Source organism: Bdellovibrio sp. HCB2-146 (assembly GCF_047345725.1).
Lineage (GTDB): Bacteria > Bdellovibrionota > Bdellovibrionia > Bdellovibrionales > Bdellovibrionaceae > Bdellovibrio.
On sequence record NZ_JBLEQP010000002.1, the window covers coordinates 1356109 to 1378559 of the forward strand.

Below are 22451 nucleotides of genomic sequence, written 5' to 3' on the forward strand. Positions count from 1 at the left end.
GCATGGTCGCCATAATAAAAGCTAAGTGAGAATGATGTCATGGAAATAGTGCAGATTACGCGATGGGAAGACGACGATGGTCCTTCATTGGAATCTGCTTGCGAACAGACTCAATTCGCTCTTTTGCAAGCTTCACAATCGTGAAGCCCGGCGCTCGTTTTTCCACCTGACCGACAATCGTTCCCCAAGGGTCCACTACGAGAGTGTGCCCATAAGTTTCACGCGTGCCCGCACGATGACCTTTGTGAGTTCCGCCCTGCGCACTTGCGATCAAATAAGACTGAGTCTCAATCGCACGCGCCCGCAGGAGTATTTCCCAGTGTGCCTCACCGGTTTTCACAAGGAAAGCCGCTGGCAACAACAAGACATCCACTTCTTGGCGAGCATATCGAGAGAACAATTCCGCAAATCGAAGATCGTAACAAATCGCTTCGCCGATTTTCCAACCATCAACTTCCAACGTATGCGGAGTTTGTCCATGGCGGAAAACATCAGATTCTCGAATGGCCTTTTGCCCTTCGAGTTGAATATCGAACAGATGCATCTTCTGATAAGTCGGCAACAGATCCCCATCAGGAGTTGCCACCACAGAAGAATTATAAAGATGCCCATCTACGTAAAGAGGAACTGATCCCATATGTAGATAGGTTTTGTACTGTTGAGAAAGTTCCGCCATTCGACGGAGCGCTGGATGTGCCAGAGAGAAACCTTCAATTTTTTCGCCTTCGATGATGCGAAAATAAAGACAGTTTTCCGGAAAGCACACCAGACGAGGTTTCTGTGTTTTAAAAATGTCTTCCAAAAGAGCTTCGACTTGCATGACGTTCGAATCAACATCGTCGATAGAGGTCATTTGAACTGCGGCAATCAAAAGCTCGGAAGACATAACACCTTACTCTGCTAGTGGGTTTACACTAGAGCTTCGCGCTTCTTTGACTTCTCGGCAATTCCATTTTGCTTCTTCGAGATTTTTGCGAACTCCGCCCACAATTTCTTCGCAAGAATTAAGATATTGTCCAGAGCCGATAGTTTGATCTACGCCCTGTTTTGTGTAGATCGCTCTACATTTTTTGTCGGCATCCATCTCAATTCTAAGAGTTCGAACAGTCTTGTTGTGTTTGCACAAAACAAGAGAGTCCCCGATTTCAGACCATGCCGGTGATGAAAAAAAAAGCACTGCTGTCATTGACACAAGCAGTGCTTTTTTATTTTTAAAGAATTGGTCCCGTTCCAAAGCTGCCTCTCCTATATGAAGTTGGGTCTATGCCCAACTTCTATTGTACGCAGCTAGTAGGAAGACTAAAGTGAAGAGGCCGCCTATAGGACCAAATTTAGACTTTGTCTTAGGCAGACTTTTGTTTAGTCGCTTTTTTAGAAGTCTTTTTCTCTTTAGATGCAGCTTCTACCAATTTCACATTTGAATAATCGATGAAGCCTTCTTTTTTCAAAAGACCATCTTTTTTATCATAGTGAGTTTGAACTTTAACGCCTTGAACTTGGATCTTCATGTTCATCGCGTCTACAGCCAAAACTGTACCTTTTTTACCTTTATCTGAACCGGTGATAACTTGAACAGTCGCACCTTTTTTGATTTTCAATTTCATAATGCGAAGTCCTTACTTTTTGCTGATTTTGCGTTTGATTCTAGCTTTAACAGCCAAAGCTCTTTTAGAAAGTTTTGCGTCATCTTGGTTCAAGATGAAAGCGTCAAAACCACCAGAGTGCTCCATATCACGGATAGCACTAGTCGCAACTTGCAAACGAACCATTTCGTTCAAAGTGCGGCTAAATATGCGTTTCTTTTGCACATTTGGTTGCGCTGTTGATTTAGTTTTAATGTTGGAGTGGCTCACCAAGTTCTTAACAACTGGGCCTTTTCCAGTGATTTCACATCTGCTCATGACTATGCTCCTACTAGCTACAAGTCTGGTTCTTTGCCACGATGGGCGCTGAAAACAAGAAACAACCATATAAGTTAAAAAGACACTTGATGGCAACCTTTTTTTCTCGTATACACATGGACTCGCTAACTTAAAGGAAATCAAAAAGAGGACTAGTCATGAAAAAAACAACTCGTAGCAAATACCGTCAGGAATTCTCAGGTGATCACGTATTCGATTACAAAGATCCAGCATCTTTGACTCGTTTTATCGGTGACGGTGGCAAGATCACTCCATCTCGCATCTCTAAACTCAGCATCGCGCAACAAAAACGCGTAGCTGCAGCTGTTAAAAAAGCACGTAACTTGTCTCTATTGCCTTCTGGCTCTGACTCTTACGACACTTTCAACAGAGCTGAAGCGATTTCTCCAGTTCCTTTCGAAGTTTAATCGTCGAAGCGAATTGAAATTTTTTGAGATTTCCTTGAAAAAGCCGGTTTACGAACCGGCTTTTTTAGTTTTAAACGCCGTCCAAATCGTCAGAATCATCATTGCCGTGTAACTTTTACTCGACCACGAGTGGATCACCGGCCCCGGAATTCCGATAAGAGACAATTGATCAAAAGGAACTCCCCAATTCGTTAGACGAATCCACAAAATCGGGAGCGCAAACAAAGTCCAAAACTGCAAAACAGCGACGAACCACCACTGTTCTTCAAGCTCTGCTCGCTGATATTCTTTGATCATCTGCACCGTTGGCAAAATCACAAACAGAAGACCCGCAAGAGTCGCTGCAATCTGACGATTCTCAACCCATTTGAAGAGAGCCATCACAACAAAGATCACAATCACTTGCGCCATAAAATACTGAAGGAATGTTTTTCTTCTCATATCTAAGAACGTAGACCACCCTCTTAGACAACTCAAGGTCGCACGGCGCTGAGCGCAAATATAAGACGCAATGAAGTCCGCACAAGGATGGCAACCGGCTTGCAATTCGTCCCTGCACAAACTTTTTAAAGGGGGACACACATGTCACAACTAAATTTTTTAAAGCTACAAACAGACCTTATTAACTACGGTTTGAATCCCGCAGAGTGGACGATTCAAAAAATCCGCAACACTTACTTCCGCGTTCAACACAATGGCGACAAGAGCTTTTCATTCTTAGGACAGCTGGAGTATCGCAACCGCCGCCCTCGTTGGAAAAAACTGATCTTGGTTTCTCTTTAGTAGGCGTCGCAACGAACCGAGAACAAACTTCGATTCCAAATATCCTGCTCAGACATAGCCGCCGTGGCAGACTTCGGAGTGGCCGCCGCCATCGAAGGGTCCGAAGAAACCACAGGCTCCTCACCAGGAAGTTTCGCAAAAATCTTTTTACGAAGTTCTGTCCAAGCCTCTTCACCCTTAGCACGTGTGTAGACATTTTTAAGTCGGCAGAAAATAGCGATTTCTGCCTCTTGCATCCAACCAAAACGATCAAGCCCAGGCTCCGGAGGCTTTACCCCCCACGCCAGACGCGCCATCAACTCCACTCCGTCATTCATAACGGTGGAAACTTCCTTAATATCAAAAATTTGGGTCAAACATTCCGACGACCCTTTCCCAATATTGTCGGCGACACCTTTTAAAGCCGTGAAATACTCGTAACAAGACCCGGCACTATTCCCAAGCTGACAAGCCTCTTTACTGCGAGCAAGACTGCCGGGAATTTTCTTTTTATTCACCTCGGTGATGAACAAGACACCTTTTTGACTGTCGCGGAAGGCCGCTTCTTGGGTATCGCAGACCGTGTGCGGCGGATTGATCAACATAATCACAACAATGCTGACAATTATGGCAAGAAGGGCTAATACAGGTTTCGGAAGTGAGTTTATGAATTTTTCCATGATGAAAATAGTAACTTATATTCCGCGTCACGATCTAGTGATTTGACAACAACCGTCCTAATATTTATTGTCCATTTCTCGTCGGGGAGTAGCGCAGTCTGGTAGCGCATCTGGTTTGGGACCAGAGGGTCGTAGGTTCGAATCCTATCTCCCCGACCATTTTTCTCTCCAGCCTTTGGCTGGGAAAAATGGTTGTCTCCACTTCTGCTCCGCAGAAGTAATTCCTAAAGTTTGAATTTTTATAAAAGCCTTTTGATGAACTCAAAAGGCTTTTTTCGTTTTGGGGAGGTTGGATCCCAGACGGAATGCGACAAGAAAGTAAGAAGCCAGCCGTTCGCAGTAACGCCGGGAGCAGGGCCCAAAGGTGGCAGCCGCAAAAATCTTAGACAAAAAAAAATCGCTCTTAGGAATATAGAAGCTCCAGTAAAGGCATACGAGTTGCTCTTAAGCAGCAAGTATACCTAAACCCAAGGAGATTTTATGAAAAAAGCACTCGTAACTATGGCCATCTTGGCAGCATCAGTGTCCGCTCAAGCAGGCGTTTATTATATGGCAGGTTTTGATAAGACCCCTGTTCGAATCAATATCAAAACTTTAGATGTAAACTCAAACGGAGTATCTGTTATAGACCAATCAGGCCAGCGCTATACTCTTCCGGTTTACCGTGGCAGTAATATGTCAGTAAAAGAAGTCTTCGACATTCTTTCTACTTATGCAAAATCTAAGAAAGATGTTGTTATCTTCGGTACATTCGCAAAACAATCGGATGGTACAATCGAGATGACTCGCCTTACTTTCAGAGTAAGTCCGTAAATTCAAAATTAAAAACCCGCAGCCCATAAAAACTGCGGGTTTTAAAAGTCGTTTTGAAATCAAAATCAGACCTTCTTACTGAAGAGTCTGAGCCAGCTTCTGCTCTGCCCGAGCTCTCGCACTCTGAACACTAGCTGCCCCGTAACGCAAAAACTCTTCACGCGTCAGCTTCTTAGCAATTGCCGTGATCTCCGCAGTCAATCCGGCAACCTGCGTACTGGCCAACTCCGGGAACTTCATAACAACACCCGCATAGAACGAATGCATAGCCGCTGTCTGTTTCCCACCCAAAGCATCAAAAAGTTGAATCGCCCAAAAAATAGTGACGTCATTAAGATCTTGCCTGATACCGGCAAAATTCTTTGAAGAATCAAAGGAGACATCTGCGACTTCTAAACTTTGCAGGAGGGGTAGTTCTTTATCGGAAGCAAGATCGCGTACGATTTGCAAGCCCGCTTCAGCAACGGCATGAACAGCAAGCGGATGATGGCCCTGGAAAAGCATTTCAATAGCACTTTCAATTTGAATTTTAGCAATCTCAAGGGGACTTGCTCCCACAGCCACAACTTCATCATCGACTTCAAATTTTTTACTGATCACAGGTACTCGCTTTTCTTGAACTTAGAGTGCCCTTCATAGCTGAATTGGGTGTTCTTTTGAAGCCCAAATCTTAAGAAATAGATAATTTTTTCAGATGGGAACTGAGGCCACCGCCCCAGCCATCAGAATCTTGCCATGCTTTAGACAATCATGGATAAGGACTCATGCCAAACACACAAGAACCAAAAATCCAACAACCTGAAACTCCTGAACAACTCACAGCTGAAGCCGAACTCCTCGAAGAAACTTTCGAGAACGCTGACAGCCTGGAAGATTTCACAAAGGCTCTCATGGAAAGCCTCACGTCAAAACTTCACGCTAATATCGACGAAATCTTTAAGCAGAACAAATAGGCGCTACCATTCTAGCTTCTCGCCGTCTCTAAAGAATCCACCATTCGGGCCACCTTTCGGCAAAGTCGCGGCCCAAACAATTCCTTTGATACCTTGTTCGATTGTGCGATCCGCACCTTTACCGCCCATGTCAGTTTTTACCCAGCCTGGGCAAACCGAGTTCACTAAGATATCACCTTGTGAAGCCACTTCCTGAGAAAATACTCTGGTCACAACATTCAACGCTGTTTTGGAAATACGATAGGCGGCATAACCTTGATTCATATCAGATAATTGCCCCATACCGCTTGATACATTCACAATGCGACCGTAACCACCGTCAATCATCAGTGGCAAAAGTTTCTGGATCAGCAAAAACGGCCCGACGGTATTGGTGGTAAAAGTTTTTTGAATCGTTGAAGACTTCGTTTTGTAAACAGAGCTATCTCCACCGTCTTCATTGTCGATGAAAATTCCCGCGTTATTCACTAAGACATCTAAGACACCGCCGAATTCTTTTTTGAAATTTTGACAGAAAGTTTCAATACTTTTTTCATCGGCTACGTTCAGTTTGAGCGCCGTGACGTCGAGGTCTTTCATTTTAAGTTTGTTGATTTCAGATTGATTTTTTTCTGGGTCACGCATGGCCATCACGACTTTGTATCCTCGTTTGGCAAGAGCTTCACTTGTAGCATATCCCAAGCCTCGACTGGCTCCAGTGACGATTGCGATCTTTTTCATGTCTTCCCCTTTGTGCGCTCAAGGGCACCTTAACTATGTTGAACCGATTTGCGGCCTGTGGCAAAAAACTAGACTTTTTCCCCGTGCAAAAACTAAGACTTCGCAAATTTCATCAGAATCTCAGCCTGTCTATTCAGTTCCAAAGATTCTTCATGGCTGCCGCCAAGATCGGGATGAAATACGCGGGCCAATTGTTTTTTCGCAGCTGCAATTGCAACCCGATTCATTTGCTCGCGTAATTCAAAGCCATTTTCAGAAAAGTATTTTAAAGCGGCTTCGACCGGCACGGGATAAGAGTCATCAATAACAATTCCTCTTTCCTTATTTTTAATATCTTTCAAGCGCTGCTTTTGTTTTTGATATTGAGCTTTGCGATAATCACTTTGCTTTTGTTTAAAGGCCGCTTGTTTTTCTGCGTAGGACGCAGAAGCAGATGCCGGTTTCGATTTTGATGTCGAGCTAGGTGGAGTCTTTTCTTGAACTTCTACCGTCGCTTTTTCAATTTCTGTTTTGCCTTCAAGAAAGTCCGGCTTTTGCTTTGCGGTTACAAGAAGTGCTGCCCAGATATGTTTGCAAAATTGTCCTTTCGCCGATTGCGGACAATTGCATTCGACTGTGACCAAATTGCTGTCGACGCGAGGACTTTTAAAAACGACTTTAAAAGGTTTGGAACCACGAACATAACTTTGCACTTCAGTGTCGGAAAGTTGTGACACTGTGACCTTGCGCTGACTGACGAAAGCACGTCCCGCACTGCGAACTTCTGGTTTAAAAAAGTTTTCCCAAGCTTCAACTGACATTCATGCACTCTAACTTAAAAGATTTTAAAAATCATGTGATTTAGCGCTTGAGACTTAGTTCATGCACGCGTTTAAATCGAGCTGGCTCGTTCGTTTTGAACCACTCGTCTTTTGAAAAAAGATTGTACGCTAAGCGGAAGAATTCTTTTGAATCTTCGATTTTCCCTAAGGCTAACGAAAGCTCACCGAGTTCTTCAAAAACATAGACATCTTTTTCACCAGCTGCTTCGAACTCGCCTTTGAGATCCATTTGAATCTGCAGAGCTTCCGAAAACTTCTGCATCGATCGGTACGTGCGTGCAACACACCACTTCGCGATGCGAATATTTGCAGTTTGGCCTCGGCTTTGACGGAAGGCCAGCGCCTTTTCGAAAAGCTCAAGGGCTTCAACATATTTTTTCGAATCGTGATACGTCCATCCAATATTATTATAAAGTGAACCGAGCCAAGCTTGTGCCTTGGGGTCTTGTGATCTTTCAGCCAGACTGAGAGCTTTTAAGTTCCACTCCATCTTTGAGTCCTGAGATGATTCGGCAATCGCCATCATATGAGCGGCATCAACGGCTAAATTATCTTCCTTTGCTTCAACTGCGAGCTCAAATGCGCGCCTGAACATAACCAAAGCATTGGCTGCTTCTTTGGATGAGTTAAAAACTCTTCCGCGCTCTAAAAAATACCGAATCTTTGCAACGGGAGTTTCTGCTGTCAGATCCTCTTGAACTTCATCCAAAGTAAGATGAGCTTCATCAAAATCTTTTTGCAACCCTTGGGTACGAGCGATCTGTGTCAGAAGTTGCAAAAAGTAATCTTGATTTCCGGATTCTTTCGCTAGCGGAATAAGATCATCAAACAGTTCGCAAGTTTTTGCGGGGTTAGAGAAATCCCATAAAGAATCAAAATCAGGCAAGTGCTCAGAGTGTTTAGACATAGTCCTCTCTATAACACAATTTTCGATATCACTTGCCTAAAATTTTTTTCAAAGATTTCCTTATTACAAATAAGACCCACCTGAAACTTCAATTCTTTGTCCGGAAATCCAGCGAGCTTCGTCAGACGCCAGAAAGGCCACCACGTCCGCGATATCCCGGGGTTCCCCTACGCGGTTAAAGGCAGACAAAGAAGCCATGAACTTATGCGCTTCGGGATCACCTAAAGAACCCGCATTCATTTCGGTGTTCACAATTCCTGGAGCAACCGAATTCACGGTGATTCCCCGAGGTCCCAATTGTTTTGCCAACCACAACGTCATCGAATCTAAGGCTGCTTTGGTCATGGAATAGGCTGGAACCGCAGGCATCGCCATTCGGGTGACAATCGAGGTAAGGTTGATAATACGTCCCCCATTTTGAATTCGTTCAAGGGCATTCTGTGTCACAAAGAAAGGCGATTTCAAATTAATCGATATAAGTTCATCAAATTCTGCGGCACTCATTTTTTCAAACTCTTGAATCCAACCAATCCCTGCGTTGTTCACCAGAACATCGAACTTATTAACCGAGAGACTTTTCAATATTTGATCCACCTCTTCATATAATTTTTGGACAGCCATGGGACTTTTGAAGTTCGCCTTGATGAGCGCTCCTTGGCCTCCAAAAGCGTGTATTTGTTCGAGAGTCGCACGCGCCCCCTCTTCCCGTTCCGCGTAGTGAACGATCGTGAAAAAACCTGCTTGCGCAAGCTTAAGGCTGATGGCCTGCCCGATTCCACGACTGCCACCTGTGACGAGTGCTATTTTCTTTTGTTCGTTTCTTTGCAACATACATTCTCCTATGGCCGAAGATTAAATCGACGTGGGGCAAAAAACTGGCCAGAATCGGACATCGTCGTCTGAAACGCTCATCCTAAGGCTAGGCGTCCACTCCTCGCCTTGGCTTCACAAACACAAACAAGCATCATTGTTAAAAAGGAAATTGGGCTACCATGAAAGAACTTGTCGGAAAAATTCTAAGCACTTTGGTTTCGAGTCTTTTTGTTTCGGGTGTGATGTTTATAATTGGTCTTTCCGTGATCACCCGCCAATTTCCGCCCGACTTTGGACAACTTCAAAGCAGCTACGAAAGCATCACGCAACTTTCAGCCATGGGAACAGCGGCGAAATCAGCTGAGCTAGAGAAATCAGTCACGTCTGCCATGCCGGAAGATCAAGACGTCGATACTCTGACCGCGATCAATCGCAAGCGCGCTGAGATCAGCGAAGGTCTTTTTCATGGTCAAGGTGATAAAGTTAAAAAAGAAGGATCAATCGGGACTGCGGGAACTCAGACCGTGGTCGCTTCTGAAGACATCATGTCTGAAATTCGCGAACTTAAAACTCAAATTTTTAGATTGCAGCAACGAGTGAACGAACTTGAAACAAAATCAGCTGCAGCTCCTCAAACTACCGAAACAGAGACCACACAATAACAGGTCTCAGTTCTCAGCCTCAGCTCAGTTCTCAGCAGCTAACTTCGCATGAGCCACCCCTCAAGCTCTTGGACGCTATGGAAAAATATATGCGCACCTTCAGCGACGAGTGCTTGAGCATTCACTGACGGATCCCATAGGGCTGCCGCTCGGATGGCATTGACATTTGCGGCTCCCCGCATATCCGTTGCACTATCGCCAATCACGATAAAACTATTCGCCTTGGCCTGATTCCAGTCAAATTTAAGGCTTTTGCTATGAGGCTTTGAATCGACTTCAGTTGCAAAACTCGTTGTCACAAATAAACCGTCAATTCCATGGTCGCGTAAAATACTTCGTCCTGAGTTTTCATCTCGGGCCGTCCACAGATGCAGTCGGTAACCGAAATCACGCAAACGATAAAGCATCTCTTTCATTCCCCGGAAAAGTTCAAATTTAAAAGTCTCAGAAACCTCTCCCCACCGATCAACTGCCGCCTTTTGTTTTAAAGGACAGTTCAACTGAAATGCTTCGAACAATTTTGAAAACTCCGGATGAAAGTTGCTCTTCGCCTCTTCTAAAGTCACAGTTCTTTCTAAAGCTTCGGAAAAGACAATACGATTGATTTCGTAAATCGTCTCCCGCGACGCAATCAAAGTTCCATCGAGATCAAAAATCAAATCTGAGAGCTTTGCTTCTTCAACAGCAATGACTGTTTCCAACGAATGATGATGAAATTTCACTTGGCCACGTGGAAGCTTAACACACAACTCGGGATTCAAAGATTTATTGCCCGATTGAGTGAAGTTAAGCCCTGGATAGCGAGCTGAAAAAACATCAAAGCTCTCATTGATTAAAAATTCAGCGTGCTCAAAGCCTGTCGCGTAATTCGCCCCCGGTTTGGGAGCCGGAAGCTCCACCAAAGGAACCGTATGCGAACCAACCTGAAAAGGTTGATTTAACTTAAAAGTGCAGATCGGGCGACCGTTCACCAAGGCTTCCGTCAAAAGCCGACCCACCGACAGCAAAGCGGCCTTATAAAACTCATACTCCGCCGAGCTTTCAACGCGAAAACAGAGGTGATCAGACGACAAACCCTGCACGGAAAATCCCGCTGCCTCCATGTCTTGAAGCAAACTGGTCAGGAATTCTTCCCCCTCACACTTAAACTGCTTTTGATCAAATACCTTGTTCTGCATACCGGGAATGTGCCATAGTTATAAGTGATTGAAAATTACTTAATTTCTACATAATATGTAAATTATTATGACACTTCCTAATCTGGACCATTTGAAATATTTCGCTGATGCCGTAGAACTCGGAAGTATCAGCGCTGCCGCTCAGAAAAACTTCGTCACTCATCCCGCGATCAGCCGAGCTATCACATCCTTGGAAGAACAAATGGGCGTCGAACTCTTAGTTCACCAAAGAAAAAACTTTCAGGTCACCCCCACTGGCTACCAGGTCGCGGAGCAGGCACGAGTTCTGCTGGCTTCTGCCCGAGAGTTCACCTCATTGAAACTGCAGACCGAGGATCTCTCCGGAGCCATTTCGATTGGACTTTCTCGGACTTTGGGTCACGCTTATCTCTCCCCACTGCTCCAAGATTTGGCAAAAAAATATCCAAAGATGAAGGCCCACATTCGGTTTGGAACCACAAACGAGATTATCGAAGGCGTCGTTAAAGGAAATATCGACATAGGCCTTACAATCGGTCATCAAACCATGCCCACCTTAAAACAAAATCAGATCGGTAGTGGTAAGTTTGTTTTAATTGAATCCGAAAGCAAAAAACCTTCTCCGTGGGAAGAACGCGATTATATCCTGACAGAGCCACGTTACGAGACCGAACTTCTCAAAAAAGAATTCTACCGTGAATTTAAAGAGCCTCTGCCAGCCCGCTATGAGGTCGGCAGTTGGGATGCGATAGTTCATCTGGTCCGTTCGGGACAGGGTGTGGGGCTCGTACCTGAAATTGCCATAACACCTGACCGGACAAAGCAGCTTCGGATCTTAAAACCAAAATGGTTTCAGTGCGATTATGAGATTTTCCTTCACCATGCCAAGGGATCCCGACCCAACCCTGCGGTGGAAAGCTTAATCAAGGGTCTCATTTAAGGCTCGCTGTTGAAACTCTCGACAGCAAATCTTTACCAAAATCAATAGAGCTCACTTTTGCTCGGCCCGGGCTTTGCTCTCTTCGCCACGGGATGGTGTTTATGCATAAGTTGGCTTTCTTAACGTCTCTTCTGATATCGTCTTTGTCCCTGGCAAAGTCCTTGCCGGCAGGGAGCCTTTTTCAAGAGCAAACGCCGCTGCAAATATCTTTGAGCTATGATATTTCATTGCTCAAAACCTCGAAGGAAAGCTTGCGAAATTCAGAGCAAGGCCTTCAGGGTGTGGTGACCTATGGCTCAACTTCCATTCCGGTTTCAGTCACTCCCCGAGGTAAAGGCTCTTTTGGATGTGATCAGCCTCAGCTCAAACTAAATTTTAATAAGTCATCTATCCCAGGAACCCCTTTTACAGGTTTTAAGAAAGTAAAACTTTTCACATCGGGCATCTGCATTCCAAATATCACGGATAAAGAACTCGATAAACGTGTCCTGTCCAATTACCTCATTTACAAACTTTATGAAGAGGTCTTTCCAGTTCACTACCGCACAAGACTCGCAGAGATTTCATACACGGATACTTCAGGAAAAATTGCTCCTTACAAACAGTTGGCTTTTTTCCTAGAGCCTGAAGATCATATCGAAGCTCGTTTGAACCTGCACCGCCTAGAGCAAGAGGATATTGATAAAGTTAAAACAGAAATTGTCGGAATGACTGACGAAAAATACGCGTCCCTGATGCATGCCTTTCAATTTTTTATCGGCAACTTGGATTTTGGCGTGCCCGGCTTTTACTACCACATTTCAAGCAGCGTGAGTTTTTACGAAAAAAACATGCACCTCTACCAAAGCAAAGATTCAGGACAAATCATCCCCATAGGATTTGATTGGGACTTTTCACGCTTGCTCTATTTTGGCCCGTCCTGCGGTGGGGTTGCGAGTGCATTTTTCATTGGAAGCAGAAGCACTCAGATGCATTGTGAGATTGAGAAACTGACTGCGACCTACAAGGCAGACTTCCAAGACTTTCACTATCAAAGCAGCGTGATTCATTATCTTCCGAATTTAGTGAACGCGTTTGCCACATGGAGAGAAAAAAACAAAGAATCTCTCAATAACCTTGGTCCCAAATACTCCCAAGGGTTAGATGCTTTCATCAATGCTTTTGCTGCGGCTTTTCAGTAAGATTATTTTATATTGCGGAGTTTGAATTCCATTTTAGGAACCAGAATTCCGCCGCCGAAGCCTAACTTAATTGCGACGTGAAATAGATCATGGGCCCGATTCTTGGCCGGCATCCAGGATCCTTCAAGACCTAAGAATGCTTCGGCGACCAATCCAAGTCCGCGCCCATAAATACCGCCATGCAGTTCGTCGACGGTAACCCCGCTGGGTATAAAGGTGAACATCCACTTATAAGCGATCTCAAATTTCAAACCACCGTTATGAAAATCACAAAGATACAGATCAGGAATGCGAACAAGCTCGTTAGAACCTGGCACTCTTAAAGCCGCATCAAATGTCCACACATCATGATCGACTAAAAAAGCCCCATTCATACCAGAAGCATAAAGATAACCTTGAATTGGAATTTTCTCTTCCGGTGTCACTGCAAATTGCTTTTGGAGCGTTTGAATCAAGGCTTCGATTTGTTCTGCATTGAGCGTTGTGTTCTTTTTTAAAGATTCAACAAGCTTTTCTTTCGAAATCCCATCGTTAGAGTCAAAATCAGCAGCCAAAGCTGACGGGCTCCCCAAAAAGAGTGAAAACAAAAGACAACTGATGAATGTCAAAAACTTTTTAAACATAAGAACTCCCCCCACAGCTTCTCTCGTTTAGAACGAACATGCAAATCCGAAAGAGTAACCGCGCACTCCAGGACCAAACATGTAACGGCCTACAAGACGCGTCCGAGTGACAAAAACATTGTAGGCGCTGGAATCCAACTCGATACCAGCACCAAGACTGCCCAAGGTATCAAAACCTAAAATGCCAGCTTGGTCACCCGCATAATACGACAGCGAAGATTCTAAAACATAACGAAATGGTTTTTCCAGGGCGACCCAATCAGCGATCGGTGCCCGCCAGCGATAATACATACTGGAAGTGCTTGAGTCAGAATATCCTTTAACAGAGGTGCTACCTCCCATACTTTGCAAATGCATAAAGGTATAGCGAAGTTCAAAATCAATATCGTGCAAATCCGGAGAATGAAACTCATAGTCTAACATCATGGAGCCACCTAAGCCCCCGACTGTCATCGATCCACCATCCAGGAAATCATCTTCTAATTCGAGACGAGCCCCAATCACTGCTGTTCCGACCTCCAGATCGCTGACAATCACACCCGCTGAAAAATTCAAAATCGGGCGAATCACCCAGTTTTCCGCGATTTTGTAGTCGCCCCCAATTCCTCCTTGCAAGGTGCCACTGTTCCAACGAAACGGCAGCTCTCGCGTATCAGTGCCATCGGTCACCAAAAAAATGGGGTCATAGCGGCTGTAGGCAATGGCTCCCTCCAAATAGACGGGCACGCTTTCGCTCATTGTGGCCCCTCCCCCCAATTGAGTCATAAGGATAGAGGGATTTCCAGTCTGTGCGGAATCAATTGAGAGCGAACTTGAAGCCAAATCTGGAATAGCGGAATACGACATCAAGGCGAGAATGGAGTCGACATACTTTTTCGCAACGGCATCGCGTAGCCGATAGGCCGCGAAACTTGAATGCGCAGAAAAAATAAGGAGTAGAAGAACGGAAATGGTCTTCACCATCCCCGTATTACATCACTCAGCTTGGATTTTGGAATGTCGATACTAGATAAGATTGTCTGAATACAAATCAGACCTTGCGAACAAACAAACTAGCAGGCCTCCACATAATAGAGAGGCCGAATAAAGACGACTATTCTTTTTCGTATTTGATACTTCCAAATTCGTTGCCATCACTATCATAAACAACAAGATAATTTCCATCGGATGTTAATAGTGTTGAAAAATCAACGACCAGAGTCTGAACCAGCTTCTCAATACGCTTATTATCCAGACAGCTTGCATGCCTGTTTTCAAAGTACAGCTTTCCACCGTCTCTTAAAAAATCAAAGAGCCCCGTATAGAGAAGAGATTGAGCACGCAAGTCATAATTAAAACGAGACTCAAAATAAAGGTCTCTTGAGGCTTTGCCTGATGGATCCAAATCACGTGGATCAGGACACATCGTCGCGCGAACATACTTTTCACCTACGAAGTCTTTGAACAACATTTTTTGTGATTTCAAAACGTCAGCTGGTAAGCGTTGGTTCTTGAGATCAAAATAATATCCGGCACGAATCTTCAATCCAGGATCACCAGCAAAATCATTGACCAGCTCGACAAATTTCACGAACTTTTCCGGCGACGTTTTGTCTTCCAGGTAAGCCTGAGTTACTTGTTCCCCGGTCAGAACTTTAGCGTAGTCTGCTTCCGGAAGAAGCCATAGCGCTTCGTGCATAACAATGGCCGCTTGTTCATTGGGATTCAGTTGAAAAAACTCTGGCAACAAAACTGTGTTAAGATCTGCCGGAGTCGTCACAGCAAAAATGACCACTTTATCTGGAGACACATCCATGAGTCGCGCATAATCATCTACGATTTTCTGATGTAAGCGAGGATCCAAGGATTTTGCCGACAAACTAAAGTACTTACGCTCCGTCGAAATATCGAAATACTTCAGCGTTAGAAGCTTAAATGACGACAGAATCGGAAGTTCAATAATTTCACGAACCAAAAGATCCAAACCCGGTACTCGGTCCGCATTCTCAACGGATTGGCGGAATGTTCCCATCGCCGAGTAATAAGTCAGATAACCACCGTTAACACGCAAACCACTTCCGCCGTTTTGAACTTCACGCGCATCCGTACCCGGGAAAATCGAAGCGTGTGCATTGAATGAAAAAAGAAGTCCTAAGACTGTGATCAATTTCATCATTGAGCGTCCTCTGTCAGTGAAAACATATTCATAGAAAGATAAAACACCTGATCTTTTCCGGGAATCGCTTCTAACTCTTGAACGAGACTGCGACGAAAATCACGAATTCGTTTTTTCGCGTGTTCCATTTGCTCTGAATTCATGGCGAAAACAATAGAAGTAAAATCGCGTGTTGCCACGTTTTGTTCATATAAAGCCGTTCGGGCTTTTTCCAGCATTTGATTGTGATAGTGCTTGATAGACGAAGAAGGGATATTGTTGGTCGTCGTCGTGACCGGATCCGTCGCAACCCAGCGGCCGTTCACCTTTTGCACATAGCCTAGCTTTTCCAGAAGCGCGAAGCTTTCATGAATGGCTTCAACTTCTAAATTTAATTTCTTTGCGTAGCTTTCTGGAGAGTGATCGGTTTTCTCAAGCCCAATGAGCTCTAACAAAGCCATATGATGCCAGTCTGACATCAAATTCATTTCTTCCTCGTCAAGAACCGGCACATCAATGTAGCGATTTTTCACACGCTCTGTTGCCGCCGCTCTTAAAACCGAACTGCGCGCGTGTTCACTTTCAACCATGTCGACAAAAAGTTCTTTGTCTTCTGGATTTAACTGCAAGCGATCCGCCAGCACAGCGGCACGTGTTTCAGAAAGCCCGACTTTTGCATTTAAGATTTCACTTAAGCGAGAAGACGACATACCCAGATCACGGGCAAAAGCGCGCAAAGAGTAAGCGCGATTCTTCTTTTGTCTTTTCAACAATTCATCTTTTAGAAAACGTCGATAGTCCACAATGTCACCCACCTCAAATGGCTTTCAAGTAAACTTTCCCAGACCTGACTGTCACTTGATTAAGACCCTATCGAACGTAATTGCGGTCCGCCAGAATCCATGAGTTGGAGCGATAACCAATTTATTTTGGAGAGTCAAAAATTAGCCCGGAAAAGTCCTTCCGACGGTAAATATTATCCGGAAAAGCCCCCTGATTTAGGATATTTGGTTTCCTAGGGGGCCGTCGACCATATGGCAGCAAAAAGCCGCTGGCCATTGGACATGTAGCTGGTGATCGCCCGCGCTCTCATCCCGGCCTGTGTGCGCTCTTCGTGAACCAGATGCATTTGAGCTTCGTTTAAGCCGTGCCGAGCCTCCCATGCCCAACCGTTGGCTTCAGCCGTCCAAATTGCCGAAAAGCGAGGGATGCCACCATCATCATAGGTGTCAACATAGATCGGCGCCCTCCCCAAGGCGATTTGCTGATTCATCGTACTTTGATATTGTTGAGCCGTCATTCCCCACACAGCCCACCAACCACGCGAAGGTGCTTTGGTGTAGGCTGCCGATAAATAAACGCGATTGTTGGCGATGGTCGCTGACATCAAATAGGGCCGATACCCCAAGTTTCTTAACTCATCGAATTTCTGCTGATGCTGTTCAGGATTTAAAAAATGATATGCGCGCCAATCGTTAATCACGGGTGAGGAAAAGACCGCTGCAATCAGAGGTTGACCATTGCGAACATAGTTATCAAGGCTTGTAAGCTGCAACCCTGCTGCTACAGATTGATTAAAAAAGTTTTGATAAGTAGCTCCATCCGCATTGTGAATGGCACGAAAGGCGCCCCCGAGCCGACGGTAGACCGCACTTATACGTGCTCCGCCCTCTGGCGAGGCGGAACCATCAACGAATATCGGAGTGAACTGATCACCTGAAAGCGACAGAAAAGTTTGTTGATATGTCACATCTGCGTTTGCTGTGACCACCATATCGCGCGTGACTTTACTCCTAAAATATTGCTCCTTAACTAAATTATTGTTGGTACGAAATTCCACCTTCCAATATCCGGTGTCCATTGACGCCGGCAAATTCACCCACCATCGCGGCCACCAGTGCCGAGCCGGCGCACTTAAAACTATGGCGGCGGGCTGAAAATAGACAGTGCCGTTAGGACGGCGAACAATCATTTCCAGACGATCATTGGGAGCACCTCCTGCCATCGAAAGTCCAATTCCCACTCGGCTCCCCGCTGGAGCGGTTTGAATATTTGTCGGTGGATCTTTCAAAAGAGCATCAGGCGGACTGTTGCTTGCAGGTTCGGGAAAAGCCCCGTGACGAAGAGTGATATCCATAATTTTTAGAGGTGTGTCGTAGACCGGAGGACTGATCCACATGTTCTTTAAAAAAGGATCTACAGGCTTGTTATCGCAATCACGCACTTCAAAATGGAGATGAGCCGTGGAAGAACAACCGGAACTTCCGATATAGCCAAGCGCTTGACCTGCTGTCACCACATCATCCTTTTTAACAATAGCGCCATTCCACTTCAGATGCCCGTACCAGGTGACAAATCCATTCGCGTGCTTCACATAGACGTGATTCCAAGGGCCACATCCCGGGGCTGCTTCCATATTGCGATCATAGAGGTCTTCTTGCACATCAATGACCACACCATCAGCCGCGGCTTGAGCTGTCCAGGCTCCATATTCCATGGCACGAAAATTCGGTAAATCGACATCAATGCCGTTATGGCCGTTGTAGGTTTTGGCGTTAGCTCCCGTATTTCCTTTGTAGTCTTTGAGCCCCGCACCCGGATCAAGATCGACATAATTATTAATCACCCAGTTCACGCCGTCGGCACCCGAGAGGGGCCAATTCAATTTTAATTCACTGTCTTTGCAAGCGGCAAAAAGAGTTTGCGCTGAAAAAGTAAACGTCAGAAGAAGAGCAGCCCCTGCCTTACCCACTTAAGACCTCCCGTTCCTTCCATCTCAGCAGCCGACTTTTTCATCTGCAAGAGCCAGTGTAAGTGAACAACAATATTTGGCAATTCACGCGAAATCCTGTGTCAGATATTTGTAAATTAGCCCTGAGGAGGAGCAAACTTTGCACTTTTTTTGACGATAACGAGGTGCTCTGCATATGTCTCAAAATGGGAAATTTCATAAGCGCAGTTTTTTCAATCAGGTCATGCTTCTGACTCTGAGTTTTCTGCAACTGATTCCTGCGCAAGCCTTTGTGGAATTAGAAAACAGACAGCCCGTTGAAGTCGAAGGCGAACTGCTGACTCCATTTTGGTCCCAAGAATATATCGGTGCCGATCTTGTAAAAAAAGAAATGCAAAAACTGACGGACCTAAAAACCATTCCCTTCGCAGTTTACGATATTGGGTTCGAACAAAATTTCGTGCGCCATTCTCCTCAGCTCGTCGTAGACCGCGCGATGAATGGATCACGCTTTATCAAAGCTCATCACGGAACCAGTGTTGCTAATTTAATTAACGGCCCTGGCATGATGTCGGTTTCTGAAGTGGTGGATTTCGTCCAGCTCAGAAGAGTCTCCCCCGCCTTGTTTTATTTCGGCGCTGTAGAAGACATGCTGAAGCTTCCGGTACGACCGATGATTATTTCAAACTCGATGGGTTGGTCATCGCCAGAGGTGAAATCTCTCGCGCAAAAAGTGGATCAAGAAGGAATTATCTGGGTCATGGCTTCTGGAAATGATCATCCGCAAGCAATTGTGGAACACGAGCGGACAGCGCCAGTTATCAGTGTCGGATCCTCATCGCCTCGTGGCTTGCAAACAATTTCTTCGCAAGAATCGGATCAGCTGGATGTGCTAGCTCCGGCCGATGAGTATCAAGCTTCGATCGATGGCAATGGTCAGGTCATTCTTTTTGGTGAAACGAGCGGCGCAACTCCCCTAGTTTCCGGATCTATCGCCAATATCAAAGCTCTCCTTCCATCTCTGACTCGAAAGCAGGTTGAAAAACTTATTAAAAGAACCGCCTATCAATCCTTGCATCGCTTTTATTCAAAAACAAATAAAGCAGGTCTCTTTAATGCCTATAAGATGTTTCATGTAGCTCTTCGTTTAAAAAATATCTGCGGAGAGAGTAACGCCTGCCTTGAACAAGAAATTGGCACGAAAAAGAACTACTTGTTCTCAGAAGAAGTTTTAAGCGCTAAAACTTCGAATATCTGCGAGACGTCTGAATCCCTGTCACAACAGGAAATGGAAACTCTACGAAAAAATGTGCTGCTCGCGACAAACCCTGCTCCTTCAGCGAAACTCTTGTCTTGTGCTTATAGAAACGAGAAGTATCTTATCAACGCTGATTACTATGAGAATTTGGCATTTATCTACACGAATCCAGCCTCTCTGCAAAAAAAGATTCGCCAGCAAGCGATCGAAGCCGTAGAAAAAGGATATAATGAGAGTGCTGCTCTCCGTGATGCGGAACTTCTTGATGAGTCTTACCAAGACGCTTTACTAAAAGTCATCGCAAATGATCAGGGTATTGGAGCTTATAGAGCGAAGGAACTGCTCAAGATTTACGAAGCCACCCCAAAAATAGAACTCTAACCTTTGACGCAAAGAACTTGCTTCAGGACCGCCACAACTTCGACTAAGTCTTGTTGGTTTTGCATGACCTGATCAATATTTTTGTACGCCGATGGAATTTCATCGACCACATGCAGGTCCTTGCGGCATTCGACTCCAGCTGTTTGCTCGATCAAATCTTTTACTGAAAAACGACGTTTAGCCTCCGAGCGCGACATGCGCCGACCCGCCCCGTGCGCACAGGAATGAAAGGACTCGGGATTTCCTTTACCACGTACAATATAAGAGCGTGCCCCCATAGAACCCGGAATAATTCCCATATCCCCTTTTTGGGCCCGAACGGCACCCTTGCGAGTGACCAAGACATTTTCCCCATAGTGCACTTCACGAGTCGCATAGTTGTGGTGACAGTTCACTTTCATCGAATAAGGAACTGGAGCACCTTTGAATCCCGCATGAACTGAAATCGCCTGCAAAACTTTTTGCAACATTTCTTCACGATTTTCCAGAGCATAGCTTTGCGCCCATTCTAAATCCCGCATGTAATTGGAATACTCTGATGTGCCTTCGACGTAATAGGCCAGATCTGGATCCGGCAGCTTCGTCGCAAGTCTTTTCATTTCGCCTTTAGCATTTCGAATGTGTTCTTCTGCTAAACTTTTACCAATGTGACGAGATCCAGAGTGAAGCATCACCCAAACACTGCCCTCGATGTCGGTGCATATTTCAATAAAATGATTTCCGCCGCCTAAGGTTCCAAGCTGTAATGCCGCTTTGTCTTTTAAACGCAAAAGGGAAACTAGTTCTGGTGTGGATTTCCAACCTGACCAGTTTTCCACTCGCGATGTCAGTGATTTGTTTGACTCCGTTCCAACAGGAATTGCCGCTTCGATACCAGCGCGCAGACGATCCAAATCATGAAGAATTTTGTCAGGCTCAATATTCAGTCTTGCAGCAATCATCCCACAGCCGATATCGACTCCGACCGCAGCCGGAATCACAGCGCCCTTTGTGGCGATTACGCTACCAACGGTAGCGCCGATTCCAAGATGGACATCGGGCATGGCAGCCACGTGTTTAAAAACAAATGGCAACGAAGCTACGTTTTTCAGCTGTTGCATAGCCTGCACTTCAAGCTCCCCTTCGGGAGCCCAAATTTTTACAGGCGCGTGTGATGTCGATAAATTCGTTAATACTGGCATAATGATGATCTTAACATATTAGCCAGGCGAAAACTTTTTAGCTAGCTGGAAGCCCAGCTATTTAAAAATAATCTGTTTCCTACCATGTCGCCGGAGTTATTCCCGGCGGAAGAAAAAAAACTCCGGTTTGGTACATGATGGAAATGGTTTTCTCTGCCGTCTTGCGAAGATCTCTCCCTTGGGGCGCTCCGTTGTCGACGATAATCATCCCATCATCGCCAGCCGCAATGTAAGTGTGCCCCGGGGTTAAGCCTGAACCATTCATCAAAAAAGCCCCAATAGGCGCGCGATATTTTGTTGAATCCCACGCAACCCATCCGGCTTTATAAAGAGCCATAGAAAAATTCACGACAGCTGCCGTGTTCGACCAAATCAACTGATTGCCCTTGGCCTTACTAAAGTCGTCAGTCACGCGATAACCTGCACGTTGATAAGCCTGACGTAAAATTTCGGATTGAGTTTCTGCACAAGGTACATTGGCGAAACCATGGCGAACCGCCGTTCCCTGGGTCGCTATTGACCAGGCTCCACCGGTTGCAATCGCTCCTGTTTTTTCAAATTTGATCGACCACTCAACGGCCTTCGCCTTGTCCATCATCAAATATGATTTTGGAGTCGCGACAGTTCTGTTCACAGCTTTTTTGAGTTCTTCGTAAATACGCGTCCATTTGGTTTGCTCGGCAGAAGTCAAACTGCTCATTGGAACACCGACATTTAACTTGGCACCAAAGCGCTTTGTGACTGATTTTGTGTACGTGAATTTTGGCTTTCCCGATGCTAGATAATATTTGGTAAAGCCGCTTCCCGGAGTTGCGCCATTGACGACAGCAAAACTCCCTTCCCCACCTTCAATGTTTCCGACAATGGAGGCGAAAATAAAAAGTCCTCCACTGGTGTTGTTAATTTCGTCAATTTTACTTTGCGGAAATTGAGGCTGGTATTGGCTAAGCACAGATATGACTTTAATCGGATATAAAAATCCTGTGCTCGATCTTTCGAGTCCACCACTAGAATTGCGATAGTCCAAATGCTTCACATCATAATTTTCGGGAACTTCAATCTGAGTTCCCTCAGGTAATTCCACCTTTGCTTCTAGAATTCCCGCTTTTTCGTAACGAATTGTCATGGCTTGGCTTAATATCAACTTTTGTGACCCCGTCTCAGGAATGACCGGGCTTGCAGGATCTGTGACCACCGGAGGCTCAACGAGCGACGCCGATTCGTTTCCAGATTCATCAAGCGCAGGCCAATTTTCAGAGGGGGCGCAAGCCGCCAAGCTTCCAACAATCAAAAAAAGAAAAATAAATTGTTTGGATATTTCCATAGAAAACCTCTCTGAAAGAGGTCTTCGGCCGACTCACATTTTATATTAAGTCTTGAAAACAATGTCGATATTCTGCTCACT

Annotated in this window: 27 protein-coding genes and 1 tRNA gene; 9 read left to right on the forward strand and 19 right to left on the reverse strand. The window is 45.2% G+C overall.

What is annotated here, in order from left to right:
* Nucleotides 1-55 precede the first annotated feature (55 nt).
* The 4 genes from ACLWOR_RS17440 to rpmB all read right to left on the reverse strand — a co-directional run bounded on the left by ACLWOR_RS17440 (nt 56) and on the right by rpmB (nt 1901).
* Nucleotides 56-886: a carbon-nitrogen hydrolase family protein gene (locus tag ACLWOR_RS17440; RefSeq protein ID WP_413942094.1), complete on the reverse strand. Its 831-nt coding sequence runs from the start codon at nt 884-886 to the stop codon at nt 56-58.
* A gap of 6 nt (nt 887-892) precedes the next feature.
* A complete protein-coding gene (locus ACLWOR_RS17445) occupies nt 893-1186 on the reverse strand; it encodes a hypothetical protein (RefSeq protein WP_413942095.1) in 294 nt (97 codons plus the stop codon).
* A gap of 157 nt (nt 1187-1343) precedes the next feature.
* A complete protein-coding gene (locus ACLWOR_RS17450) occupies nt 1344-1604 on the reverse strand; it encodes a KOW motif-containing protein (RefSeq protein WP_413942096.1) in 261 nt (86 codons plus the stop codon).
* Between the two features lie 12 nt (nt 1605-1616).
* The gene (gene rpmB, locus ACLWOR_RS17455) at nt 1617-1901 is read right to left on the reverse strand and encodes a 50S ribosomal protein L28 (protein WP_413942097.1); all 285 of its coding nucleotides are present in this window, start codon (nt 1899-1901) and stop codon (nt 1617-1619) included.
* Between the two features lie 158 nt (nt 1902-2059).
* Between rpmB and rpsR the strand changes: the two genes are divergently transcribed.
* Nucleotides 2060-2329: a 30S ribosomal protein S18 gene (gene rpsR, locus ACLWOR_RS17460; protein WP_413942098.1), complete on the forward strand. Its 270-nt coding sequence runs from the start codon at nt 2060-2062 to the stop codon at nt 2327-2329.
* A 48-nt stretch (nt 2330-2377) separates the two neighbouring features.
* Here the strand turns inward: rpsR and ACLWOR_RS17465 are convergent, their stop codons facing one another.
* Nucleotides 2378-2770: a hypothetical protein gene (locus ACLWOR_RS17465; protein ID WP_413942099.1), complete on the reverse strand. Its 393-nt coding sequence runs from the start codon at nt 2768-2770 to the stop codon at nt 2378-2380.
* Between the two features lie 141 nt (nt 2771-2911).
* On the opposite strand from ACLWOR_RS17465, the gene ACLWOR_RS17470 reads away from it, so the two are divergent.
* Nucleotides 2912-3112 carry a hypothetical protein gene (locus tag ACLWOR_RS17470; RefSeq protein WP_413942100.1) on the forward strand — a complete coding sequence of 67 codons (201 nt, stop codon included), beginning with the start codon at nt 2912-2914 and terminating at the stop codon, nt 3110-3112.
* On the opposite strand, the gene ACLWOR_RS17475 is transcribed toward ACLWOR_RS17470, so the two are convergent.
* Entirely contained in the window at nt 3109-3771 is a 663-nt protein-coding gene (locus ACLWOR_RS17475; protein ID WP_413942101.1) for a hypothetical protein, read from the reverse strand. The two genes, ACLWOR_RS17470 and ACLWOR_RS17475, sit on opposite strands and share 4 nt — an antisense overlap.
* 82 nt (nt 3772-3853) lie before the next feature.
* Between ACLWOR_RS17475 and ACLWOR_RS17480 the strand changes: the two genes are divergently transcribed.
* Both ACLWOR_RS17480 and ACLWOR_RS17485 read left to right on the forward strand, forming a co-directional pair.
* Nucleotides 3854-3930 (forward strand) — tRNA-Pro (locus tag ACLWOR_RS17480).
* Nucleotides 3931-4251: 321 nt separating this feature from the next.
* Nucleotides 4252-4584, forward strand: a complete 333-nt coding sequence (locus tag ACLWOR_RS17485) for a hypothetical protein (protein ID WP_413942102.1) — start codon at nt 4252-4254, stop codon at nt 4582-4584.
* A 75-nt stretch (nt 4585-4659) separates the two neighbouring features.
* On the opposite strand, the gene ACLWOR_RS17490 is transcribed toward ACLWOR_RS17485, so the two are convergent.
* A complete protein-coding gene (locus tag ACLWOR_RS17490) occupies nt 4660-5184 on the reverse strand; it encodes a hypothetical protein (RefSeq protein WP_413942103.1) in 525 nt (174 codons plus the stop codon).
* Nucleotides 5185-5348: 164 nt separating this feature from the next.
* On the opposite strand from ACLWOR_RS17490, the gene ACLWOR_RS17495 reads away from it, so the two are divergent.
* The gene (locus ACLWOR_RS17495; RefSeq protein ID WP_413942104.1) at nt 5349-5537 is read left to right on the forward strand and encodes a hypothetical protein; all 189 of its coding nucleotides are present in this window, start codon (nt 5349-5351) and stop codon (nt 5535-5537) included.
* A gap of 3 nt (nt 5538-5540) precedes the next feature.
* Here the strand turns inward: ACLWOR_RS17495 and ACLWOR_RS17500 are convergent, their stop codons facing one another.
* The 4 genes from ACLWOR_RS17500 to ACLWOR_RS17515 all read right to left on the reverse strand — a co-directional run bounded on the left by ACLWOR_RS17500 (nt 5541) and on the right by ACLWOR_RS17515 (nt 8816).
* On the reverse strand, nt 5541-6257 hold the full coding sequence (locus ACLWOR_RS17500) for an SDR family NAD(P)-dependent oxidoreductase (RefSeq protein ID WP_413942105.1): 717 nt from the start codon (nt 6255-6257) through the stop codon (nt 5541-5543).
* 92 nt (nt 6258-6349) lie between these two features.
* Nucleotides 6350-7057, reverse strand: a complete 708-nt coding sequence (locus ACLWOR_RS17505) for an SWIM zinc finger family protein (RefSeq protein WP_413942106.1) — start codon at nt 7055-7057, stop codon at nt 6350-6352.
* Between the two features lie 40 nt (nt 7058-7097).
* Nucleotides 7098-7985, reverse strand: a complete 888-nt coding sequence (locus ACLWOR_RS17510) for a tetratricopeptide repeat protein (RefSeq protein WP_413942107.1) — start codon at nt 7983-7985, stop codon at nt 7098-7100.
* Nucleotides 7986-8048: 63 nt separating this feature from the next.
* Entirely contained in the window at nt 8049-8816 is a 768-nt protein-coding gene (locus ACLWOR_RS17515) for an SDR family NAD(P)-dependent oxidoreductase (protein ID WP_413942108.1), read from the reverse strand.
* A 161-nt stretch (nt 8817-8977) separates the two neighbouring features.
* Here ACLWOR_RS17515 and ACLWOR_RS17520 point away from each other — a divergent pair, with 161 nt between their 5' ends.
* Nucleotides 8978-9460: a hypothetical protein gene (locus ACLWOR_RS17520; protein ID WP_413942109.1), complete on the forward strand. Its 483-nt coding sequence runs from the start codon at nt 8978-8980 to the stop codon at nt 9458-9460.
* 38 nt (nt 9461-9498) lie between these two features.
* Here ACLWOR_RS17520 and ACLWOR_RS17525 read toward each other — a convergent pair whose 3' ends face one another.
* Nucleotides 9499-10638, reverse strand: coding sequence for a VOC family protein (locus ACLWOR_RS17525; RefSeq protein ID WP_413942110.1), 1140 nt, complete (start codon nt 10636-10638; stop codon nt 9499-9501).
* Between the two features lie 67 nt (nt 10639-10705).
* On the opposite strand from ACLWOR_RS17525, the gene ACLWOR_RS17530 reads away from it, so the two are divergent.
* A complete protein-coding gene (locus ACLWOR_RS17530; RefSeq protein ID WP_413942111.1) occupies nt 10706-11557 on the forward strand; it encodes a LysR family transcriptional regulator in 852 nt (283 codons plus the stop codon).
* 101 nt (nt 11558-11658) lie between these two features.
* The gene (locus tag ACLWOR_RS17535) at nt 11659-12738 is read left to right on the forward strand and encodes a hypothetical protein (protein ID WP_413942112.1); all 1080 of its coding nucleotides are present in this window, start codon (nt 11659-11661) and stop codon (nt 12736-12738) included.
* A gap of 2 nt (nt 12739-12740) precedes the next feature.
* Here ACLWOR_RS17535 and ACLWOR_RS17540 read toward each other — a convergent pair whose 3' ends face one another.
* From ACLWOR_RS17540 to ACLWOR_RS17560, 5 genes are all read right to left on the reverse strand, one after another.
* The gene (locus ACLWOR_RS17540) at nt 12741-13361 is read right to left on the reverse strand and encodes a hypothetical protein (RefSeq protein WP_413942113.1); all 621 of its coding nucleotides are present in this window, start codon (nt 13359-13361) and stop codon (nt 12741-12743) included.
* Between the two features lie 27 nt (nt 13362-13388).
* Complete coding sequence (locus ACLWOR_RS17545) at nt 13389-14099, reverse strand: hypothetical protein (RefSeq protein WP_413942114.1); 711 nt, start codon at nt 14097-14099, stop codon at nt 13389-13391.
* Between the two features lie 355 nt (nt 14100-14454).
* The gene (locus ACLWOR_RS17550; protein WP_413942115.1) at nt 14455-15516 is read right to left on the reverse strand and encodes a hypothetical protein; all 1062 of its coding nucleotides are present in this window, start codon (nt 15514-15516) and stop codon (nt 14455-14457) included.
* The gene (locus tag ACLWOR_RS17555; RefSeq protein ID WP_413942116.1) at nt 15513-16310 is read right to left on the reverse strand and encodes a TIGR02147 family protein; all 798 of its coding nucleotides are present in this window, start codon (nt 16308-16310) and stop codon (nt 15513-15515) included. Before ACLWOR_RS17555 ends, ACLWOR_RS17550 begins: the two co-directional genes overlap by 4 nt.
* 200 nt (nt 16311-16510) lie before the next feature.
* Nucleotides 16511-18247, reverse strand: coding sequence for a peptidoglycan DD-metalloendopeptidase family protein (locus tag ACLWOR_RS17560; RefSeq protein ID WP_413942117.1), 1737 nt, complete (start codon nt 18245-18247; stop codon nt 16511-16513).
* A 223-nt stretch (nt 18248-18470) separates the two neighbouring features.
* Here ACLWOR_RS17560 and ACLWOR_RS17565 point away from each other — a divergent pair, with 223 nt between their 5' ends.
* Nucleotides 18471-19865, forward strand: coding sequence for a S8/S53 family peptidase (locus ACLWOR_RS17565; RefSeq protein ID WP_413942118.1), 1395 nt, complete (start codon nt 18471-18473; stop codon nt 19863-19865).
* Here ACLWOR_RS17565 and ACLWOR_RS17570 read toward each other — a convergent pair.
* Together ACLWOR_RS17570 and ACLWOR_RS17575 are read right to left on the reverse strand one after the other, a co-directional pair.
* Entirely contained in the window at nt 19862-21046 is a 1185-nt protein-coding gene (locus ACLWOR_RS17570) for an RtcB family protein (protein WP_413942119.1), read from the reverse strand. The genes ACLWOR_RS17565 and ACLWOR_RS17570 overlap by 4 nt on opposite strands.
* Before the next feature lie 79 nt (nt 21047-21125).
* The gene (locus ACLWOR_RS17575) at nt 21126-22370 is read right to left on the reverse strand and encodes a hypothetical protein (RefSeq protein ID WP_413942120.1); all 1245 of its coding nucleotides are present in this window, start codon (nt 22368-22370) and stop codon (nt 21126-21128) included.
* Between the last annotated feature and the right edge of the window lie 81 nt (nt 22371-22451).

Bases quoted from the DNA above. Each gene is read 5' to 3' on its own strand.
- ACLWOR_RS17440 (WP_413942094.1), bottom strand. From the start codon at position 886: ATGTCTTCCGAGCTTTTGATTGCCGCAGTTCAAATGACCTCTATCGAC.
- ACLWOR_RS17445 (WP_413942095.1), bottom strand. From the start codon at position 1,186: ATGACAGCAGTGCTTTTTTTTTCATCACCGGCATGGTCTGAAATCGGG.
- ACLWOR_RS17450 (WP_413942096.1), bottom strand. From the start codon at position 1,604: ATGAAATTGAAAATCAAAAAAGGTGCGACTGTTCAAGTTATCACCGGT.
- rpmB (WP_413942097.1), bottom strand. From the start codon at position 1,901: ATGAGCAGATGTGAAATCACTGGAAAAGGCCCAGTTGTTAAGAACTTG.
- rpsR (WP_413942098.1), top strand. From the start codon at position 2,060: ATGAAAAAAACAACTCGTAGCAAATACCGTCAGGAATTCTCAGGTGAT.
- ACLWOR_RS17465 (WP_413942099.1), bottom strand. From the start codon at position 2,770: ATGAGAAGAAAAACATTCCTTCAGTATTTTATGGCGCAAGTGATTGTG.
- ACLWOR_RS17470 (WP_413942100.1), top strand. From the start codon at position 2,912: ATGTCACAACTAAATTTTTTAAAGCTACAAACAGACCTTATTAACTAC.
- ACLWOR_RS17475 (WP_413942101.1), bottom strand. From the start codon at position 3,771: ATGGAAAAATTCATAAACTCACTTCCGAAACCTGTATTAGCCCTTCTT.
- ACLWOR_RS17485 (WP_413942102.1), top strand. From the start codon at position 4,252: ATGAAAAAAGCACTCGTAACTATGGCCATCTTGGCAGCATCAGTGTCC.
- ACLWOR_RS17495 (WP_413942104.1), top strand. From the start codon at position 5,349: ATGCCAAACACACAAGAACCAAAAATCCAACAACCTGAAACTCCTGAA.
- ACLWOR_RS17500 (WP_413942105.1), bottom strand. From the start codon at position 6,257: ATGAAAAAGATCGCAATCGTCACTGGAGCCAGTCGAGGCTTGGGATAT.
- ACLWOR_RS17505 (WP_413942106.1), bottom strand. From the start codon at position 7,057: ATGTCAGTTGAAGCTTGGGAAAACTTTTTTAAACCAGAAGTTCGCAGT.
- ACLWOR_RS17510 (WP_413942107.1), bottom strand. From the start codon at position 7,985: ATGTCTAAACACTCTGAGCACTTGCCTGATTTTGATTCTTTATGGGAT.
- ACLWOR_RS17515 (WP_413942108.1), bottom strand. From the start codon at position 8,816: ATGTTGCAAAGAAACGAACAAAAGAAAATAGCACTCGTCACAGGTGGC.
- ACLWOR_RS17520 (WP_413942109.1), top strand. From the start codon at position 8,978: ATGAAAGAACTTGTCGGAAAAATTCTAAGCACTTTGGTTTCGAGTCTT.
- ACLWOR_RS17525 (WP_413942110.1), bottom strand. From the start codon at position 10,638: ATGCAGAACAAGGTATTTGATCAAAAGCAGTTTAAGTGTGAGGGGGAA.
- ACLWOR_RS17530 (WP_413942111.1), top strand. From the start codon at position 10,706: ATGACACTTCCTAATCTGGACCATTTGAAATATTTCGCTGATGCCGTA.
- ACLWOR_RS17535 (WP_413942112.1), top strand. From the start codon at position 11,659: ATGCATAAGTTGGCTTTCTTAACGTCTCTTCTGATATCGTCTTTGTCC.
- ACLWOR_RS17540 (WP_413942113.1), bottom strand. From the start codon at position 13,361: ATGTTTAAAAAGTTTTTGACATTCATCAGTTGTCTTTTGTTTTCACTC.
- ACLWOR_RS17545 (WP_413942114.1), bottom strand. From the start codon at position 14,099: ATGAGCGAAAGCGTGCCCGTCTATTTGGAGGGAGCCATTGCCTACAGC.
- ACLWOR_RS17550 (WP_413942115.1), bottom strand. From the start codon at position 15,516: ATGATGAAATTGATCACAGTCTTAGGACTTCTTTTTTCATTCAATGCA.
- ACLWOR_RS17565 (WP_413942118.1), top strand. From the start codon at position 18,471: ATGCTTCTGACTCTGAGTTTTCTGCAACTGATTCCTGCGCAAGCCTTT.
- ACLWOR_RS17570 (WP_413942119.1), bottom strand. From the start codon at position 21,046: ATGCCAGTATTAACGAATTTATCGACATCACACGCGCCTGTAAAAATT.
- ACLWOR_RS17575 (WP_413942120.1), bottom strand. From the start codon at position 22,370: ATGGAAATATCCAAACAATTTATTTTTCTTTTTTTGATTGTTGGAAGC.